The 16840-nt window shown below is 62.6% G+C and carries 22 protein-coding genes; 12 read left to right on the top strand and 10 right to left on the bottom strand.

The features are described from left to right. Positions 1–58: 58 nt before the first annotated feature. Positions 59–586 carry a sigma-70 family RNA polymerase sigma factor gene (locus MAXJ12_RS02955; protein ID WP_008834274.1) on the bottom strand — a complete coding sequence of 176 codons (528 nt, stop codon included), beginning with the start codon at positions 584–586 and terminating at the stop codon, positions 59–61. A 230-nt stretch (positions 587–816) separates the two neighbouring features. On the opposite strand from MAXJ12_RS02955, the gene MAXJ12_RS02950 reads away from it, so the two are divergent. The 3 genes from MAXJ12_RS02950 (at position 817) to MAXJ12_RS02935 (ending at position 3884) form a co-directional block, all read left to right on the top strand. Then, complete coding sequence (locus MAXJ12_RS02950; protein WP_008834273.1) at positions 817–1407, top strand: DNA-3-methyladenine glycosylase; 591 nt, start codon at positions 817–819, stop codon at positions 1405–1407. A gap of 124 nt (positions 1408–1531) precedes the next feature. Next, positions 1532–1717: a hypothetical protein gene (locus MAXJ12_RS02945; RefSeq protein WP_008834272.1), complete on the top strand. Its 186-nt coding sequence runs from the start codon at positions 1532–1534 to the stop codon at positions 1715–1717. A gap of 457 nt (positions 1718–2174) precedes the next feature. Continuing rightward, positions 2175–3884 (top strand): sensor histidine kinase, encoded by a 1710-nt coding sequence (locus MAXJ12_RS02935; RefSeq protein WP_008834269.1) that lies wholly within the window; start codon positions 2175–2177, stop codon positions 3882–3884. A gap of 25 nt (positions 3885–3909) precedes the next feature. Here MAXJ12_RS02935 and MAXJ12_RS02930 read toward each other — a convergent pair whose 3' ends face one another. Both MAXJ12_RS02930 and MAXJ12_RS02925 read right to left on the bottom strand, forming a co-directional pair. Then, on the bottom strand, positions 3910–4533 hold the full coding sequence (locus MAXJ12_RS02930; RefSeq protein WP_008834268.1) for a cysteine hydrolase family protein: 624 nt from the start codon (positions 4531–4533) through the stop codon (positions 3910–3912). 4 nt (positions 4534–4537) lie between these two features. Further along, positions 4538–4732 (bottom strand): hypothetical protein, encoded by a 195-nt coding sequence (locus MAXJ12_RS02925; RefSeq protein ID WP_008834267.1) that lies wholly within the window; start codon positions 4730–4732, stop codon positions 4538–4540. Positions 4733–4793: 61 nt separating this feature from the next. On the opposite strand from MAXJ12_RS02925, the gene MAXJ12_RS02920 reads away from it, so the two are divergent. After that, positions 4794–5048: a hypothetical protein gene (locus MAXJ12_RS02920; protein WP_008834266.1), complete on the top strand. Its 255-nt coding sequence runs from the start codon at positions 4794–4796 to the stop codon at positions 5046–5048. 16 nt (positions 5049–5064) lie between these two features. Here the strand turns inward: MAXJ12_RS02920 and MAXJ12_RS02915 are convergent, their stop codons facing one another. The 5 genes from MAXJ12_RS02915 to MAXJ12_RS02895 all read right to left on the bottom strand — a co-directional run bounded on the left by MAXJ12_RS02915 (position 5065) and on the right by MAXJ12_RS02895 (position 7659). Beyond that, positions 5065–5289, bottom strand: coding sequence for a hypothetical protein (locus MAXJ12_RS02915; protein ID WP_139043777.1), 225 nt, complete (start codon positions 5287–5289; stop codon positions 5065–5067). A gap of 19 nt (positions 5290–5308) precedes the next feature. Next, positions 5309–5557 (bottom strand): hypothetical protein, encoded by a 249-nt coding sequence (locus MAXJ12_RS02910; RefSeq protein ID WP_040584707.1) that lies wholly within the window; start codon positions 5555–5557, stop codon positions 5309–5311. A gap of 143 nt (positions 5558–5700) precedes the next feature. Next, on the bottom strand, positions 5701–6417 hold the full coding sequence (locus MAXJ12_RS02905) for a Crp/Fnr family transcriptional regulator (RefSeq protein ID WP_008834263.1): 717 nt from the start codon (positions 6415–6417) through the stop codon (positions 5701–5703). Between the two features lie 119 nt (positions 6418–6536). Then, entirely contained in the window at positions 6537–6788 is a 252-nt protein-coding gene (locus MAXJ12_RS02900) for a DUF6894 family protein (protein ID WP_008834262.1), read from the bottom strand. Between the two features lie 220 nt (positions 6789–7008). Further along, on the bottom strand, positions 7009–7659 hold the full coding sequence (locus MAXJ12_RS02895; protein ID WP_244421433.1) for a Crp/Fnr family transcriptional regulator: 651 nt from the start codon (positions 7657–7659) through the stop codon (positions 7009–7011). A 227-nt stretch (positions 7660–7886) separates the two neighbouring features. Here MAXJ12_RS02895 and MAXJ12_RS02885 point away from each other — a divergent pair, with 227 nt between their 5' ends. Both MAXJ12_RS02885 and MAXJ12_RS02880 read left to right on the top strand, forming a co-directional pair. Next, on the top strand, positions 7887–8138 hold the full coding sequence (locus tag MAXJ12_RS02885) for a DUF6894 family protein (RefSeq protein WP_008834259.1): 252 nt from the start codon (positions 7887–7889) through the stop codon (positions 8136–8138). A 204-nt stretch (positions 8139–8342) separates the two neighbouring features. After that, positions 8343–8714 carry a GFA family protein gene (locus tag MAXJ12_RS02880; protein ID WP_040584703.1) on the top strand — a complete coding sequence of 124 codons (372 nt, stop codon included), beginning with the start codon at positions 8343–8345 and terminating at the stop codon, positions 8712–8714. A 53-nt stretch (positions 8715–8767) separates the two neighbouring features. Here MAXJ12_RS02880 and MAXJ12_RS02875 read toward each other — a convergent pair whose 3' ends face one another. Beyond that, positions 8768–9142 carry a low affinity iron permease family protein gene (locus tag MAXJ12_RS02875; RefSeq protein ID WP_008834257.1) on the bottom strand — a complete coding sequence of 125 codons (375 nt, stop codon included), beginning with the start codon at positions 9140–9142 and terminating at the stop codon, positions 8768–8770. A gap of 85 nt (positions 9143–9227) precedes the next feature. After that, positions 9228–10469 (bottom strand): NAD(P)/FAD-dependent oxidoreductase, encoded by a 1242-nt coding sequence (locus MAXJ12_RS02870; protein WP_008834256.1) that lies wholly within the window; start codon positions 10467–10469, stop codon positions 9228–9230. A 498-nt stretch (positions 10470–10967) separates the two neighbouring features. Between MAXJ12_RS02870 and MAXJ12_RS02865 the strand changes: the two genes are divergently transcribed. The 6 genes from MAXJ12_RS02865 to MAXJ12_RS02845 all read left to right on the top strand — a co-directional run. Continuing rightward, positions 10968–12269, top strand: a complete 1302-nt coding sequence (locus MAXJ12_RS02865) for an imelysin family protein (protein ID WP_008834255.1) — start codon at positions 10968–10970, stop codon at positions 12267–12269. Between the two features lie 54 nt (positions 12270–12323). Then, complete coding sequence (locus MAXJ12_RS34940; RefSeq protein ID WP_008834254.1) at positions 12324–12635, top strand: (2Fe-2S)-binding protein; 312 nt, start codon at positions 12324–12326, stop codon at positions 12633–12635. After that, positions 12601–13086 (top strand): bacterioferritin, encoded by a 486-nt coding sequence (bfr, locus tag MAXJ12_RS02860; RefSeq protein WP_008834253.1) that lies wholly within the window; start codon positions 12601–12603, stop codon positions 13084–13086. Before MAXJ12_RS34940 ends, bfr begins: the two co-directional genes overlap by 35 nt. Positions 13087–13433: 347 nt before the next feature. Further along, entirely contained in the window at positions 13434–14918 is a 1485-nt protein-coding gene (locus MAXJ12_RS02855) for a di-heme oxidoreductase family protein (protein WP_244421432.1), read from the top strand. Continuing rightward, positions 14918–15982 carry an imelysin family protein gene (locus MAXJ12_RS02850; protein ID WP_008834251.1) on the top strand — a complete coding sequence of 355 codons (1065 nt, stop codon included), beginning with the start codon at positions 14918–14920 and terminating at the stop codon, positions 15980–15982. The genes MAXJ12_RS02855 and MAXJ12_RS02850 overlap by 1 nt, the downstream gene beginning before the upstream one ends. Positions 15983–15984: 2 nt before the next feature. Further along, positions 15985–16840: DUF1513 domain-containing protein (locus MAXJ12_RS02845; protein ID WP_008834250.1), on the top strand; the 856-nt coding region annotated here is incomplete at its 3' end.

Below are 16840 nucleotides of genomic sequence, written 5' to 3'. Positions count from 1 at the left end.
CGGCAAGACAGCCGGTTTTATAAAGTTGCACTGCCGCAATTGGCATATGCCCGCAGGGTCAGACGACCGCCTCGTCGGAACGGATGGCGGTCGCCGAAACATCGGGCGTGATCACCGCATCGTGCGGAGACGTTTCGCCAAGCGTTTCAAGAAGCCGGTTGCGCGCGCGGCTCAGGCGGCTCTTAATCGTTCCGATGGCGCAGCCGCATATGCTTGCAGCGTCGTCGTAACTGGTGCCGAGCACGCCGATCAACACTATGACCTGCCGCTGATCGTCGGGCAGCGCTTCGATGGCGCGCGCCATCTCCTGACTGCGCAGCGACCACTCCTGGCTGGCCGCCGTGGCAGGACGGCTCGAAGCGCAATCGAGCAGGCCGGGGCCTTCGCGGTTGGACATCTTGATGCGCGTGTAGAAAGTGTTGCGCATGATGGTGAAAAGCCAGGATTTCATATTGGTGCCGGACTGGAAGCGGCTGATGTTGGCGATGCCTTTCATCAGCGTTTCCTGGACGAGATCGTCCGCGTCGTTGGCGTCGCTGCAGAAGGTTCGGGCAAAAGCGCGCAGTGCAGGGATGAGTGTCACCACCTCGCCCCGGTCTGCGTGCCGGCCGTCCCGTTGGGTTGTGGCCTCTGTTGGAATATCGGTATGAGTCATGACCGATTCCTTTTGAATTTCAAGATTGCTTAGGGGCAACTGGCGAACCAACGCAGGCGCAAAGAACGGAGTTCCTATAAAGTACGGTTGCGGACAGTGCGGGTTTTAGTCGCCCACCAATGACCAAAGCAAAAGCCCTGCCTCGTCGTGCGGGCGTCAGAATGGATGTGCCGTTGGAACAAACATCACCGGGGGAAGCAGCGACGCTCCCCATTTCCTTCTACGCCCGTGAAGCGGTTGCCGTCGCCCGCGACCTGATCGGCAAGCAACTCACGGTCGATGGCGTAGGCGGAGTCATTATCGAAACCGAGGCCTATAGTCCGGGCGATCCCGCTTCGCATAGTTTCCGCGGCCTCAGGAACGCCAACGCCACCATGTTCGGGCCGCCGGCCCACGCCTATGTGTACCGATCCTACGGCGTTCACTGGTGCCTGAATTTCGTCTGTCTGCCCGCCAGCGCGGTCCTGATCAGGGCGATCCAGCCGGTTTTCAGGATCGAGCAAATGCAGGAGCGGCGGGGCGTCATGGACCCACTGAAGTTATGCTCGGGGCCGGGCCGGCTCTGCTCGGCTCTTGCGATCGACAAAAGCCATGACGGTCTTTCTCTGAAAGAGCCGCCGTTCCGGGTTTTCGATGCACCGGCAATCGCCGAGCTGGTGGTCGGTAGACGGATCGGCATCACGAAGGGGGTCGAAACGCCTTGGCGCTTCGGCCTGGCCGGATCGGCTTTTCTGAGCCGCCGCTTTTCCTGACATGCCTGCCTCACAAAGTGTGGACAGCTATCGAAACTTCGATCATTTCGGCAACAATCTGTTGTCATGGCGGTTCGGTTACCTGAACATTGCCCGGTCGAGGGATCGGGCCTGGGCTTGAAGCATGAATTCAAACGACGCCAATCAATCGGACCGTCGGGACTCGACCCAAACGCAACGCCTCGATCGCGAAATCAGGAATATCCTGGCTCAGATCGAAAACGAGCCGGTGCCGAAAAATCTGACCAAGCTTGCCCAACAATTGCAGGCCGCGCTGCAACGAAGGCGCGAAACCATGAACGGCGATTAGCCGGGATCAATTGCCTTCATAGTGGAAGAGCAGCAGCCCTATTGTCGAGGCCAGCACAAGAAAGCTCACATCGACCACCGCCATTCCGATCGAGCCGGCCACAAGCGCGCTAGCGGTCGCCAACATGGCCACCTCGAGACCCGGAATTGCTCTGTCTTTGGCCGGTCGTGCGGGATTGTTCCGGATTTCCGGCCGGCGCCGGCACCGGCTCGAAGTCGGACGGGATAGTCCGCAGAAATTCGCTGCCGATCCGGTAGGCCGCCACGCCAATCAGCCCGAGAAGCAACAGTCTTAACATCAGCTTCGCTCCATCGCCTGCCTTTCGGAGGAACGCCGATCCTTGCCCGGAGTTCCCGCGCCCGCGTGAGGCTCGATCCAGTCTCCGTCCAATTTGCAGGCAGCCGGCATTCATGGTTAGGTTGCCGCGTTGCGGGCGGGGCAACGCGGAGAGTGCGGAGTGAGACTGGGCACGCTTTCATTGCGTCAGCGTCTGTATCTGCTGACGGCGGTGGCGCTGGCGCCCGCGCTGCTAATCCTCCTGTACAACGAGGTCGTGACGCGCCGGGAGCGCGAAGTCGAGGTGCATCGCACCGCCATGCGAATCGGCGAACTGGCTTCACTGGAGATCCAACGGATCATCGATGGGTCCGAAGGCGTGCTGCGCACCTTGGCCAACGCCCCGTCGATCCGTGATTTCGATGCGGGGCTTTGCGCCCCTTTCCTGGCGGATGTGAAGGCGCAATCGCCGCAGTTCGCTTCGATCGCGGTAGCGGACGCGGAAGGAGTAGTACAGTGCCGGCCCGACGCGCCGGCGACGCCTTTGCGGGTGGATGAAAGCAGTTATTTCCGTGAGGTTATGGCGCATGGAGATTTTGTCGTCGGGACGTATGAGACGAGCAGGATCTCGGGTGAGCCGTCTCTCCCGCTCGCCGTCCCGATCCGCGATAGGGATGGAGCCTTCCAGGGAGTGCTTGTCGCCGGTCTCAGCCTCGACTGGCTCAACAATTCGCTTGCGGAGCGCCAGTATCCCGAAAACGACGCCTTGACTCTGGCCGACCGCAACGGAGTGATCATCGCGCGCCACCCATTTCCCGAGCGGTTCGTGGGAACCCGCATACCGGAGCCTTACCTGCATCTGGTCACTGCGGAGGGGCCGGGAACGATCGAGGTGATGAGCCAGGACGGCACGCGACGGATACTCGGCTACCGTCCCGCGGCGACGGCGCCAGATGGCGGCATCTATGTCAGTGCGGGCATCTCCTACGACGCCGCTATGCTGCCCATTTATCAGGCGACGCAGCGCGGGGTCGTCATTGCCGGGCTGGGAGCCCTGATCGCATTCGCACTCGCAGCCCTGACCGGCAACCGCCTGGTGCGCCAGCCGGTGAATCGCATGCTTGCGACGATCGACGCGTGGCGCGCCGGCGATACGACATCGCGCACCGGCATGTCGCATGACAGCGGCGAGCTTTCGGAAGTTGGCGCGGCGATCGACGGCTTCATGGACGAAGTTGTCGAAGGCAGGTCGGCCCGCCAGAAGGCGGAGGAGCACCGCGACATGCTGGCCAGAGAACTGGAGCACCGGATCAAGAATATATTGGCGACCGTTCAGGCGGTGGCTTCGCAAACATTCAGGGGCGAGGCTTCGGGCGACGCGCTGTCCGTGTTCAGCGGTCGCCTGAGCGCCATGGCGAGCGCCCACCAGCAGCTTATGGCCACCAACTGGACGAGCGCCGATTTGCAGGAAACCGTCGTCAACACGCTGCAACCGTTCCGCCGAGAGCAGTTCGAGATCGAGGGGCCGCCACTTCGCATCGGTGAGAAGGCCGCGCTGGCTTTTTCCATGGCGGTGCACGAACTGGCGACCAACGCCGCCAAATACGGCGCGCTGCAAAACACCGATGGCTGCGTACGCATCAAATGGACGGTTTCGGACGACAGCCTCGCCTGGCAGTGGACCGAGCATGAAGGGCCACCGGTGAAGCGGCCCTCCAAGACCGGCTTCGGCACACGCATGATCGAACGCATGCTTTCATCGGAACTGGAGGCCAGGGTCGAACTCAACTACCCGCGCTCTGGCGTCGAATGCCGCATCGAGGCGCCCCTCGCGAATCTTGTGGCGAAAGAAGAGGGTCCACGCCGCAGGCCGGCGGTCGAGGCTGCCTGAGCATCACCTGCAGAAAGGCTCTAGATCAGCCGCTTGGGACCCAACGTTCGAGGATTTCCCCGGTTGTCGCGGTCTCGATGTGCTGGCCGTAGCGGTTGCTGTAGAGATCAAGAAGCGCGTCGTGCTGCTCGTCGGACGAACTGCACAACGCATCCTGCACGATGATCGTGCGATAGCCCAAATCGACGGCTCCGAGCACCGTCGAGAGCACGCACACATCCGTTTCGCCGCCGGTGATGATGAGTGTGTCGGCGTCGCGGGCTCGCAGGCGGGCGTGAAGGTCGGAGCCGAGCCACGGCGAATAGACAGGCTTGTCCACGATTTCGGCAGGCGGCGCGAAGCGCTTCAGTTCGGGTACGAGATCGATCATGTCGGCGCCAATGCGTTCGATGGTCATCGAAGCCCAGCGCTCGTAATAGCGCCGCCAGGTTCCGTGCCCGTCGCCGACACGGCGGGCCGGGATGAAACGCGTGAACACCGTGTCGCCAGCGTGGCGCTCACAAATGTCGACGATGTTCGGCAGCACGCGCTTCATCCAGGGGAGCGCCCAGTCGGTCCCCTCGCCGAACATCGACTGCATGTCGACGCAGACATGAACGCAGCGGGGGCCAAGCGGATCGTCCCTGAGCGTCGGCGGCCGGTCTCCCATCGGATCAGGCGCCCGGCTGGCTGCGCCGGCACAGTGCTCTCATCTGCGTCTCCTCGTCGCGATGCCACAGCTGGCGCTCTGGGCCGAACTGCACGCCGGCCGGTTTGTTCCGGAGCGGAATTTGGCCGAATGCGTTTAAAGGAACATTCGCGAGGGCACGTTGTTGGAAGCGCGGACGAGACGCGGCCGGCATCTTCATAGACGATGCTCCTCCCAGCGCCGGTTGCGGCTCGCCGCTTGAACCGGAGCGCGCCGCCTGGATGAGAACACGCCACAGCGTCGAGGTCGAAACAGCGATCGAGGACTTCTTCGCCGCGACCAAGGGCGGGCAATGGCCAGTATCGGTGGCTGACGGCGTGCGCAGGGTGCGCGCCCATATTGGCCGTGCGGCGATTTCCGAGACCGAACTCGCGGAAATGATCCGGCGCTATGCGGCCACGCACGGTCTGGAGATCAGCCCAGAACCGGCAAAACCGCGCCGCCGCGTTGTCAAAACAAACTGGAAAGAGCCATAAAGCAGGACCTGGCCGGCTAACTGGCTTGGGCGCCCCGGCCGTTCGAATCGGCTTCGCGGTGGTCGAAAATGACCGAACAGCTCGACGCGACAGCGGCGTCGGCCAGGAGCGCCACCAATTCCTCGTCGGGCGTCGTCCGGTCCCCAGTCAGATGCCGAAGAGCTTCGAGCGCCCTGGATGTCGAGACCACCCGGCCAATCTTTGGATCGCCTTCAGAACTGGCCGCGAGCGCGGCGAGCACTCCAGCCTTCGGAATCCGATCAGAGTTCATATGGAACGCGAATCTCGCCGCGATCTGCCCCGTCGAACGAGACGGAAAGCCCGCGCTGGATAGCGGCGGACGCGACCATATCGGCGAGTTCGCGGTCCGTTGATTGGCATTTGGGCAGCAGTGTGCGAATGGCCCGGATGGCCATTGCGGTGGACAGGACCGGGGATTTTCGCCGTGAAAGGACATAGGCTTCAGCGGCGTCCTGAGCCGACCGCACAGAGATTGAAACGAGACTCATTTCATACCTCCCTTTTTGTCTGATCGTATTCAGGCAGCAGATAAATGTGGCAGGGGCGACAACGCTTGTCGACGCCTAAAACGAGCTTTGTACGATGGGGGACACTACTTTCGTCTAAGGGCGTGCCAAACGACGCAAAGACCTTATCCTATTTCGCCGATAAGACGCCGATATTCCCCCTCCGGCTCGCTGTAGGCGCCGTCAGCGAGTTCGATGAGGCCGTTGCGGTCGCGCAAGATGATCTCGCCGCGATTGGCGCGGATGAGGCCTTTGCCTTCCAGTATCTGCAACGCGACGGTGACGCCCGGCCGCCTGACGCCGAGCATGATGGCCAGGAATTCGTGCGTGATCGTAAGCCTGTCGCCGCCGACGCGGTCGTCGCACATCAAAAGCCAGCGCGCCAGCCGCTCCTCGAGCTTCGATCGCGCATTGACCAGCGCGGTATAGCTGGTCTGGATGAACAGCGCCTGCACGTAGCGAAGCAGGAAGGGACGAAGGGTCGTGCTCTGCGCCAAAGCGGAACGAAGCTGATCCACCGGCATCCGATGTGCTTCGCCGGCGAGTTGCACGTAGCATTCGTGGGTCGACTGGTCATCGCCGAGCACGAGGGCCGTGCCGGTCATTCCCTCGAAGCCGATCAGGCCGACTTCTGTATCGCGCCCCATGGGCATCTTGGCGACAATCGATCCTATTCCACCTTCCAGAAAGTAGACAAATTCGATCGGCGAATTGCGCTTCTCAAGCATCATCCGCAGTGGAAGCTCGCATCGGACCAGATCTGGCTCAACCAGAGCAAGATCTTCCTGGCTCAGTCGGCGTATTAGTTCGTTCTTGTATTTTTTGTTGTTGGGCTTATACATCCGAAAGCCTCTTGCGGGGCAAGAGCTCACGAATCTCCCAGCCGTTCGCGCCCAGTGAAATGTGCAAACGATTCATATTTATACACTCTAATTTATGGACTGGCAATGAACGGCCACCGTTATGGCCGTGGCCCTGGTTTCTCAGCCGCTTCCGAAAACGGAAAGACGAGCACCAGATTTCGGGCTTCGTCGCGGATTTCATAGCTGTATCCGGTCAACACCGGATTGCCGCCCAAAAGCCCGTCGGCAATGATCTCCTTGGCCGAGGCCATCGCGGTCTCCTCGACAGCCGCGATTCCCGGGAGCAACTCGCCCTCGTAATCCTCGCTGAGCCGGTCTCCGTCCCGGTAATGGAAAAAATAGCGCGGCATTGGAATCGCTGCTCCGGATGGCGGGCCAGCAGAACTAAATCCTGCAAGATCAGAAAGTTAGGTTGAAAACGTACCAACGGGGCCGTTGTACGAAAGCGACATTTGAGAATGAAGTCTGGCGAGGCGCGGGTTTCCTCCCCCTCGAGGGCATAGCCGGGGTGGATAAGCAGCGGCGATGCCGGTCTTCCCGGCGAAGGCCAATCCGAAGCGGAGCCTTCGCTCAGAAACCAGCGCCAGGAAACAGCCGCCGGTAATGTTCTTCAGGAATACCGTAGCCTGAGGCGACGAATTCCTCCAGTCCCGCCCTGTCGCGTATACCGATATGGGAACGGGTGGAGCGGATAAGATGCCTGCCTTCCAGCATGTGCAGGGCCACGGTGACGCCAGGCCGCCTTACCCCCAGCATGGCGGCGAGGAATTCATGCGTCAGGTCGAACTCGTTCTCGCCAACACGGTCATGCATCATGAGTAGCCAGCGAGCCAGACGCTTCTCGACCGTCAGATGCGAATTCACCAGAGCGGTTTGCGTTGCCTGCACCAGCACGACCTGCATATAGCGCAGAAACTGCGCGTGGAGGGACGCACTGCGCGACAGAAGCTCGCGCAGCCCTGCCGCCGGAATTCGCAGCGCCGACCCCTCCAATTGTACGCGGCACTCGTTCAACGCCTCGCCATTCCCGAGAACGATAGCCGTTCCGGTCATGCCTTCGCGGCCAACCATCCCGACTTCTATCGCCTTGCCGTCGCGTTGCGTCGCAATGACGGAGATCAGGCTGTCTTCCGGAAAATAGGCGTACTCTACCGGCCCGTTCACCTCTTCGAGCACATCCTTGGCCTGCAAAGTCGACCGCTCTAGGCGAGGCCTGATCAAAGCAAAATCCTGTGCGCTCAACCCCCTCAAAAGCATGTTCCGCGGACGCGCGGCCGATATGACTTTCCTGCGGGCATCGGCCGTCGTTCCCTTGTCCGAATCTGCTGTCGGGATAGCGGCCTTCGCCGCCAAGCCATTTGCCGCTCTGGTCATCGCCGAAAACTCGCGCTGCAATGTCTGGAACATATTCGGCGAGCCCGCGGTTTGGCCTGGCGCGGGAGGCTGAAATGCCACGCTACCATTTTCATTTTCGCGAGGGCGGCAGGACCACGAAGGACCTCGAAGGGACGGAACTCGCCGACGAAGAGGAGGCCGTCAGGGAAGCCATGTTCGCCGCCAAGGAGATGATCGCCCACGCATTGCTCAGGGGAGAGCCCGTTCCGCGCGGAGCGGAGTTCGATGTGACCGACAGTGAAGGACGCCACCTTTACAGCTTTCAGTTTTCGTTCGCCGCCGACTATTCGATTGCAGTGCTCTGAATTCGGGTCTGGTGCTTCTGGAACTTTGTTCGCGCGAACGCACACCAACGCCGAAATCGGATTTGCGTTCCGCCGTCGGGCGCGCTGCATCGGCCCACCCTTTTGGAACCAGTTCCAGCCGGCAAGGTTTTCAGGTCCGAGAGTGTTTTGCCGCATGATCTCTCGCTGACCTTTAATTCAGGATCATGCCGAGGAGGCACGCGGATGCGCTACAGGTCAGGCGGATGCAGTTGCGGCTCGGTCCGCTATAGGGCCCCCGGGGAGCCATTGCGCGCCGGCACCTGCCACTGCACGAGTTGCCGCAAGGAATCCGGCAGCGTGTTCACGGCCTTCGCGGTCTGGCCCGAATCCGCATTCGAAACGAGTGGCGAAACGCGGCAGTGGGAGCGTCGGCATTTCTGCCCTAAATGCGGCTCGCGGCTGTTCGAGATCGATGGCGGCGAGGCCGAGATAAAAATCGGCACGCTGGATACGGCGCCTACCGATCTTTCGCCGCGTTACGAATTGTGGGCGCATCGGCGCGAACCGTGGCTGAAGCCGATCGAGAGGCCCGCCGCCGCGCCGGGAGGAAAATAGGTACCGGTCGGATTTAGCAAGCATGCGCAGGCGGCGCCCTCTATCGAGGCGGATCAGCGCGTCTTCTCCAGGGCTTTCTTGGCGGCGCGCTCGCAACGCAAGCGGAACTCCTCGACCTCCTGCTCGGTAAGATGCTCGATGCCAATGAACTTGTTCGACGCGGCCGTGACCCGGATCAGTTCGTCGAGCTTTGCCTGCAGGGCTGCGCCGTCGCGGTTCTGGGTGTTCTGGATGAGGAACACCATCAAGAAGGTGATGATCGTCGTGCCGGTGTTGATGATGAGCTGCCAAGTGTCGGAAAAGCCGAACAGAGGACCGCTGACGGCCCAAACAAGGACGACCAGGCAACAGGCGATGAAAGCCGCCGGCATGCCTGCGACGTGCGCCACCCTGTTGGCAATCCTGGTGAACGTCCCGTCGAATGTCATGCCTTGAACCTCCTGCGGCCGGAGACGGCATGATGCCCTCACCTTCCCCGCAGAACGTGTACGGGGCGGGCGGGTTCCCGGCGGGTCAGGCCGGTTCGGTCGGCTGCAACTGCTGCCAGGCAGCGAACTGGGCCTTGAGATCGTCAGAGGCAAGCGTTGCCGGGTTCGGCGAAAAGCCCGCAGCAAGCATTTTCCTGCCGAGCATATGGTCGGCCGGCCGGTTGACGGATTCGATGCAGATCAGCCTATCGCCGAGATAGTGGAACACCGAAAAGCGGTTTTCCGCCGCCTCGCCGACCACGACGGACCTGTCGCTGCCGGCGGCCAGGCCGACCATCTGCAGCTTCATGTCGCCGATATCGGACCAGAACCAGGGGACGCTGCGATAGGCATCTTCATGGCCGGTGATGGTGCGGGCGGCGAGCCGCGCCTGATCGGTGGCGTTCTGGACCGATTCGAGCCGCACATCGGTCCCTGAAAGCCAGTGCCGGAAGTTGGCGTTGTCGCCGATCGCCAGGATTTCGGGTTGCGAGCTGCGCATTTGTGGATCGACGCGGATGCCGTTGGCGACCGCGATGCCCGCCGCCTCGGCAAGCTCCGAATTGGGCACGACGCCGACGCCGATAAGAACAAGCCCCGCCGGCAGTCTCTCGCCCGACGAAGTCACTGCCGCCGTGACATGGCCATTCTGGCCTTGCAGCCGCTCGATCGTCGTATTGGTCAAAAGGCGCACGCCCGACGCTTCGAAGCGGGAGCGGACATGGGCGGCGATCACCGGCGCGGCTGCGCGGGCGAGCAGCCTGTCCTGCGCCTCGACGACCGTGACCCGGCGCCCCCCCGCCGCAAGTGTCGCGGCGATCTCCAGTCCGATGAAGCCGCCACCGAGAACGACAATGTCGTCGCTGCCGCTCGCCTCGCGGATCGCGCGAGCGTCGGCGACGGAACGCAGCGACAGCACCCTGGCGAGATCGGAGCCCGGCAGAGCCAGCGTGCGAGGCCGTGAGCCGGTGGCGAGGATGACCCGGTCGAAGGCAATATGACCACCGCCCGAGAGGTCGAGCCGGCGGCCGGAAAGGTCGATCCGTTCCACGCTGGAGCCCAGCATCAGCTCGATGCGCCCATTGGCGTAAAAGGCCTCGGCACGCAGCATTTGCGGCTTGGCGTCGGCGTCCTTCATGAAAGCCTTGGACAGAGGCGGTTTGTGGTAGGGGAGTTCGTTCTCGTCGCCGATCAGCGTGACGGGCCCATCGAAACCCTCCTCACGCAGGCTTGCGGCCGCCTGCACGCCCGCATGTCCCGCACCGATAATGACCACGCCGTTCTTCATGATGCTTGTGTTTCCGCCGCGCAGGATAGGATGGCGCGCGACCCGCCGACCGTTCGGATTCCGACATCGCCGACCGGCTTCGGGTCGCACTCCGGATGCCGCTGTGTCAAGCGCGCCGTCTGTGCGCAGGGGACGGATTGGGACGCCTTGAGCATAAGTTGACCTATTTAGAACAGTTCTAATCTATTGATTTCAAATGTTAATGTAGGAATGCTTCTTGACTTTTGCGCATCTGACGTCTTTATGGCGCGTGCTCGAAGAGCGTATCCCTTTGATGTCTGGGCCTTGAACCCGTTCGATTGGAGGACCTTGTGTCTGCTTTCCTCGACCAGCGCTCCTGCGCGGTCCGCCCGCCTTTGAAGCGGCGCATGCCCTCCGGCATTTCAGCAACCCTCGTGGGCGCACTGCGCGTTTCCGCTCCGGGTCACGCGCCGCTGCACGGCATCAGACATTCCAGTCTCGCGCCGCTTGCCGGCCATTCCTGAGGAGAAGACGACGATGCAAGCATGGGTCACAGCGCCGCAGGGCGGCAAATTGGCGGCGATAGCCGCGACGGCAATGCTTACGGCGGCCATTTTCGTGCTGCCGGCAAAGGCCGATACCGATCCCAAGGCGGTACTGGCCAATTATGCCGATATCGCGCAGGCGAAATATGAGGACGCGCTGGCGACCGCCGTGAAGCTCGACGAGGCCGCCGACGCGCTGATCACCAAACCTTCGGCGGAGGCCCTGGAAGCTGCCCGCGCCGCCTGGAAGGCGGCTCGCATCCCCTACCAGCAAACCGAGGTTTACCGCTTCGGAAATCCGATCGTGGACGAGTGGGAAGGCCGCGTGAATGCCTGGCCGCTCGACGAAGGGCTGATCGACTACGTCGACGCCGGTTACGGCACCGAATCAGACGAGAACACGCTCTATACCGCCAATGTCATCGCCAGCCCGAAGATCGAGATTAACGGGACCGAGGTCGACGCTTCCCGGATCACGCCGGAATTCCTTGCCGGCACGCTTCAGGAAGCCGGCGGCATCGAGGCCAATGTCGCCACTGGCTACCACGCTGTGGAATTCCTGCTCTGGGGCCAAGATCTGAACGGGACCGGCCCTGGCGCTGGAAATCGCCCCTTCACCGATTACGACACGGCAAATTGCACCGGCGGCAATTGCGAACGGCGTGCCGAGTATCTGGCGGCCGCGACCGATCTTCTGGTGGCCGACCTTCAGGAAATGGTCGCCAATTGGGGAGCTGAAGGCGCGGCGCGCAAGGCCCTGCTCGATGGCGATCCCAAGGTAGGCATCTCCGCCATCCTGACAGGTATGGGCTCGCTATCCTATGGCGAACTGGCCGGAGAGCGCATGAAACTCGGGCTCCTGCTGCACGATCCCGAGGAGGAGCATGACTGCTTCTCGGACAATACCCACATCTCGCATCTGTATGATGCGATCGGCATCCGCGACGCCTATCTCGGCAGCTACAAGCGCATCGACGGGACTGTGGTCGAAGGGCCGTCCGTAGCCGCCATGGTCAACGAGATCGACCCGGCTCTCAACGCCGAGCTCACGGGCAAGCTCGATGCGACGATCGCCGCCATGGAAGTCATGGCGAAGCGTGCTGAGGGTGGCGAGGCTTACGACCAGCAGATCGGCGAAGGCAATGCCGAGGGCAACGCCGCGGTTCAGGCCGCGATTGACGGGCTGATCGACCAGACCAGGTCCATCGAGCGCGCGGTCGCCGTGCTGAAGCTCGATTCGATCGCCTTCGAAGGCTCCGACAGCCTCGACGCTCCCGACAAGGTATTTCAGTAGGCTTACCCGACATCCAGGCCGGCGCTCCTGCGCCGGGACCCAACAGAGTTCAACATGATTGTCTGTCACTGCAACCTGATAAGCGAAAAGGAAATCGAAGAGGCCATTGTCCAGCTTCTGGAAGCCGATCCCTGGCACCTCATCGTGCCGGCGAAGGTTTATCATTGGCTTCAAAAGCGCGGCCGCTGTTGCGGCTGCTTCCCAAATGTGGTGGAAACGATCATTCGGGTAACCGAGAATTACCACCTTCGTTCGGAGGCGAACGGGGCGGATGTCGTTTCACATCTGGACCGCGTCCGAGGATTGCGGACCCAATTCGGGAGCAGACGCCATGAAGGGCGAAATACAAGTCATCGAGCGGCTTAACGAGGCGCTGTTTCTGGAACTTGGCGCCGTCAACCAATACTGGCTTCACTACCGGTTGCTGGAGGATTGGGGATACCAGAAGCTGGCCAAGAAGGAGCGCGAGGAATCGATCGAGGAGATGCACCACGCCGACAAGATCATCGAGCGTATCATCTTTCTGGAGGGCCACCCGAACCTCCAATCGCTGGCGCCGCTGCGCATCGGCCAGAATGTCCGCGAAGTGCTCGAATCCGACCTGGCCGGCGAGTATGACGCGAGAACCTCCTACAAGCGCTCGCGCGAGATCTGCCAGGAGCTCGGCGACTACGTCACCATGCAGCTTTTCGAGGACCTGCTGAAGGACGAGGAAGGCCATATCAACTTCCTCGAAACCCAGCTCCAACTGCTCGCCAGCATCGGCGAGGAGCGTTACGGCCTGCTCAACGCGGCTTCCGCCGAGGACGCCGACTAGGACATGCGATGCGGCGCGCCATAGATTTTCTGCGCCGCCGCACGCTTTCGCATTATTGGTGCGTCCTTCGAGGCTCGCTGCGCTCGCACCTCAGGATGAGGACGGGCGGGCGCTGCCTCTTCGGTGTCGTCTCGGGAAACAATCTCGGCAATTCCGAGCCGGAGCACAGTGCTCCCCATCCTAAGCCGGAGCACAACGCTTTTCGTATTGAGCCGGAGCACAAGGGCTCTCTTCTTGGGCCGGGGCACAGCGCCCCTTATCCTGAGGTGCGAGCGGAGCGAGCTTCGAAGGATGCGCTTATACAGCCTCCGCTTCGATGGTCGGTCGCTGGACTCGTGAGCCTCGCTTTGACCGTTGGTGTGACAGCTGGAGACGTCCCGTCTGGACTTTCCGCAACGCGCACCGATCTCACAGCAAAGGATCTCGCTCGTGTCAGGGCGATAACCGAGCCGACGACCGATTTCTCCAAGGCTGAAGATTTCGAGCCGATGCCTGCGGGCGCCGCGACTTCACGCAAGCGCGTCAACCAGGACGCGTTTTCACACCCCTCGGCCAATCTGAGCTTCGAGGAGCAGGGAACGTTCAAGCTCGGTAATGGGCTATTCCGCAAGCTCTGGGTATCTTCGCCGTCTTCTACGCAGGCATCCGACGGACTCGGGCCGCTGTTCAACGCACGCGCCTGCCAGAGCTGCCATCTAAAGGACGGCCGGGGACACCCTCCCGAAGACAATTCAGACGCGCCCTCCATGTTCCTGCGGCTCGCCCGGGCCGCCGAAACCGTCGAGGAAAAGGCCATGTTGGGGCGGAAGGCCGCACTCAACTTCCCCGATCCCGTCTACGGCGGGCAGCTGCAGGATCTCGCCGTTCCGGGTCTTGCCTCCGAAGGCAGGATGAAAATCGCCTACGAGGAGATGTCTGTCACGCTCGGGGACGGCAGCGTAGTATCGCTGCGCAAGCCGAGCTATTCGGTCGACGATCTGTCGCTCGGCCCGCTGCATCCCGCAACGACGCTGTCGCCGCGTGTAACGCCGCCGATGATCGGCCTCGGCTTGGTCGAGCAGATCCATCCAGCCGACATTCTCGCCAAGGCCGACCCGGACGACCGGGACGGTGACGGGATTTCGGGCAAGGCGTCGGTCGTGCGCGACGCAGCAAGCGGTGAACCGGCGCTCGGGCGGTTCGGCTGGAAGGCGTCCACGCCGTCGATCCGCCAGCAGTCGGCCGAAGCCTTCGCCGGGGATATCGGTATCTCGACGCCGGATGTGCCGCGCCACTGGGGCGATTGCAGCGAGGCGCAGCAGGACTGCCTTGCGCTGCCGAATGGCATACAGGAGCGTCTTGGCAAAAGCGAAGCGCCGAACCCGGTGCTCGACCTCGTCACCTTCTATTCGCAGAATCTAGCAGTGCCGGCGCGGCGCGACGTCGGAAAGCCGGAAGTGCTGGCCGGCAAGAAGGTCTTTTACCAGCTCGGCTGCGCCTCCTGCCACACGCCTAAATTCGTGACGCGGCGCGACGCGCCCAACAAGGCGCATGCCTTCCAACTGATATGGCCTTATTCCGACTTCCTGCTGCACGACATGGGCGAAGGCTTGGCCGACGGCCAGACCGTCGGCGACGCGACCGGCAAGGAATGGCGCACACCGCCGCTCTGGGGGATCGGGCTCACCGAAGAGGTCAGCGGCCACACCTTTTTCCTGCATGACGGACGCGCGCGGAACCTGACCGAGGCGATCCTCTGGCACGGCGGCGAGGCGCAGGCCGCCCGCGACGGCTTCGCCGCTTTACCCAAGGCCGATCGCGAGGCGCTGATAAAATTCCTGGAGTCGCTGTAATGCGATCTTTGCTGCTCTTCCTCATTGCGATGGTGACCGCCTTTGCATCTCCGGTCAGGGCGGAAAACCCGGTGATAGCCGCAGCAGTGTCGGGCTTCGTCACGCCGGCCTATGGCGCGTTCCAGACCGCGTCGGCCGAACTCAGCGACAACATGGACACTCTCTGCGCCGAGCCGTCGCCGGACAGGCTTGCGGCAGCGCAAAGCGGCTTCGCCGGCGCCGTCACCGCGTGGTCGGAAGCCGAGATCATCCGCTTCGGCCCGGTGACGGAGGAGAACCGGCTGGAACGCATCCTGTTCTGGCCCGACCGCAGGAGCACCGGTCTGAAGCAAGTGCAGCGGGCGCTTGCGGACAAGGATGCGACCGCCGCTGACGCCGCGACACTCAAGGGCAAGAGTGTTGCAATGCAGGGGCTGGGCGCGCTCGAATTCATCCTTTTCGGCACGGGGGCCGAGAAGCTGGCTGCGCCCGGCGAGGATTATCGCTGCTCCTATGGACGCGCGATTGCAGCCAATGTCGAGGAGATGGCCTCGGCCATCGTCGCCGGCTGGCAGGATCCGGCCGGCATCTCGGCACAGTGGGCCAGTCCAGGCGCCGACAACCCGCTCTATCGCACCGATGACGAGGCGATCACCGAACTGCTCGACATCTTCATCCATGGCCTTGAAATGGTGCGCAACGTGCGCATCAACGGCTTTCTCGGCGAGGACGCGGATGGCAACCGGCCGAAGCAGGCGATCTTCTGGCGATCTGGTGCCGCGACGGCCTCCATCGCGGCAAGCCTCGGCGGCATGCGGAAGCTGTTCGAAGCGAGCCAACTTGCCGGATTGCTGCCATCGGATTCGGCTTGGATCGCGGATTCGATCGGCTTCGAATTCGACAATGCCGAGAGCGCTCTGAAAGCCGCGGACGGACCAGTCGCGGAAATGCTCGCCGACCCGGCGCGGCGGGAGAAGCTGGCCTATGCACGCATCGTCACCTCCAGCCTGTCGGAACTTTTCGGCGTCAGGCTCGCGGGCGCGCTCGGCCTTACCGCCGGCTTCTCGTCGCTTGACGGAGACTGAGCGTGCGCACGCCGCTCATAGGTCGTAGGGATTTCCTGAAAGCCGCGGGCACAGGTTTCCTCTCAGCCCTGCCGAGCCGCGCTCTCGCCGAAACGGTGCAGGCGGACGCAGTGTTCGCCACGGCATACCAGCGGCGCGACGGCAGATACGGCGCGGCGATATTGTCGGAAGCGGGCGCGGTGCTGCACCGGATCGACCTGCCCGACCGGGGGCATGACGTGACCTTCGACCCGGTGTCGCGGCGCTCGGTGGTGTTCGCGCGCCAGCCCGGCACTTTCGCGGTCGTATTCGATCACACAGGCAGCAAGCAACCTGTGACTATCGCCAGCATCGCCGGCCGGCACTTCTTCGGCCATGGCGTGTTCTCCCGCGACGGCCGGCTGCTCTATGCCACCGAGAACGATTTCGACAATGCGGCGGGCATGATCGGCGTCTACGACGCCAGCGCGGACTTCCAACGGCTGGGCGAATTCCCCACCCATGGCGTCGGGCCGCATGAACTGCTGCTGCTTGCCGACGGCCAAACGCTGGCGATCGCCAATGGCGGAATCGAGACGCACCCGGATTTCGGCCGCGCCAAGCTGAACCTGGCGACAATGAAGCCGTCGCTGGTCTTCTTCGACCGGCTCTCGGGCGATCTCATCGAACGCCACGAACTGTCGCCCAAACTGCACCAGCTGTCGATCCGCCACATGGCGGTTGACCGGAGCGGCGCGGTCTGGTTCGGCTGCCAGCACGAGGGACCGGCGCGCGATCGGCCGGCGCTGGTCGGGCGCGCCAGGCCTGGCGAAAGTTTTGGCCTGATCGACATGCCGCAAGACGCGCTCGGCGGCTTGCGCAATTATGTAGGCTCGGTCG

Origin of the sequence: Mesorhizobium alhagi CCNWXJ12-2 (assembly GCF_000236565.1) — a bacterium.
In the GTDB taxonomy this organism is placed as follows: Bacteria; Pseudomonadota; Alphaproteobacteria; order Rhizobiales; family Rhizobiaceae; genus Allomesorhizobium; species Allomesorhizobium alhagi.
Note: the sequence above shows the minus strand (reverse complement) of the source record. Positions and strands in the feature narration are given on the sequence as shown.

What these genes read in the sequence shown, in the direction of transcription:
- MAXJ12_RS02950 (WP_008834273.1), top strand. Translation starts at nt 817, where the DNA reads ATGGATGTGCCGTTGGAACAAACATCACCGGGGGAAGCAGCGACGCTC.
- MAXJ12_RS02945 (WP_008834272.1), top strand. Translation starts at nt 1,532, where the DNA reads ATGAATTCAAACGACGCCAATCAATCGGACCGTCGGGACTCGACCCAA.
- MAXJ12_RS02930 (WP_008834268.1), bottom strand. Translation starts at nt 4,533, where the DNA reads ATGGGAGACCGGCCGCCGACGCTCAGGGACGATCCGCTTGGCCCCCGC.
- MAXJ12_RS02925 (WP_008834267.1), bottom strand. Translation starts at nt 4,732, where the DNA reads ATGAAGATGCCGGCCGCGTCTCGTCCGCGCTTCCAACAACGTGCCCTC.
- MAXJ12_RS02920 (WP_008834266.1), top strand. Translation starts at nt 4,794, where the DNA reads ATGAGAACACGCCACAGCGTCGAGGTCGAAACAGCGATCGAGGACTTC.
- MAXJ12_RS02910 (WP_040584707.1), bottom strand. Translation starts at nt 5,557, where the DNA reads ATGAGTCTCGTTTCAATCTCTGTGCGGTCGGCTCAGGACGCCGCTGAA.
- MAXJ12_RS02905 (WP_008834263.1), bottom strand. Translation starts at nt 6,417, where the DNA reads ATGTATAAGCCCAACAACAAAAAATACAAGAACGAACTAATACGCCGA.
- MAXJ12_RS02900 (WP_008834262.1), bottom strand. Translation starts at nt 6,788, where the DNA reads ATGCCGCGCTATTTTTTCCATTACCGGGACGGAGACCGGCTCAGCGAG.
- MAXJ12_RS02885 (WP_008834259.1), top strand. Translation starts at nt 7,887, where the DNA reads ATGCCACGCTACCATTTTCATTTTCGCGAGGGCGGCAGGACCACGAAG.
- MAXJ12_RS02880 (WP_040584703.1), top strand. Translation starts at nt 8,343, where the DNA reads ATGCGCTACAGGTCAGGCGGATGCAGTTGCGGCTCGGTCCGCTATAGG.
- MAXJ12_RS02875 (WP_008834257.1), bottom strand. Translation starts at nt 9,142, where the DNA reads ATGACATTCGACGGGACGTTCACCAGGATTGCCAACAGGGTGGCGCAC.
- MAXJ12_RS02870 (WP_008834256.1), bottom strand. Translation starts at nt 10,469, where the DNA reads ATGAAGAACGGCGTGGTCATTATCGGTGCGGGACATGCGGGCGTGCAG.
- MAXJ12_RS02865 (WP_008834255.1), top strand. Translation starts at nt 10,968, where the DNA reads ATGCAAGCATGGGTCACAGCGCCGCAGGGCGGCAAATTGGCGGCGATA.
- MAXJ12_RS34940 (WP_008834254.1), top strand. Translation starts at nt 12,324, where the DNA reads ATGATTGTCTGTCACTGCAACCTGATAAGCGAAAAGGAAATCGAAGAG.
- bfr (WP_008834253.1), top strand. Translation starts at nt 12,601, where the DNA reads ATGAAGGGCGAAATACAAGTCATCGAGCGGCTTAACGAGGCGCTGTTT.
- MAXJ12_RS02850 (WP_008834251.1), top strand. Translation starts at nt 14,918, where the DNA reads ATGCGATCTTTGCTGCTCTTCCTCATTGCGATGGTGACCGCCTTTGCA.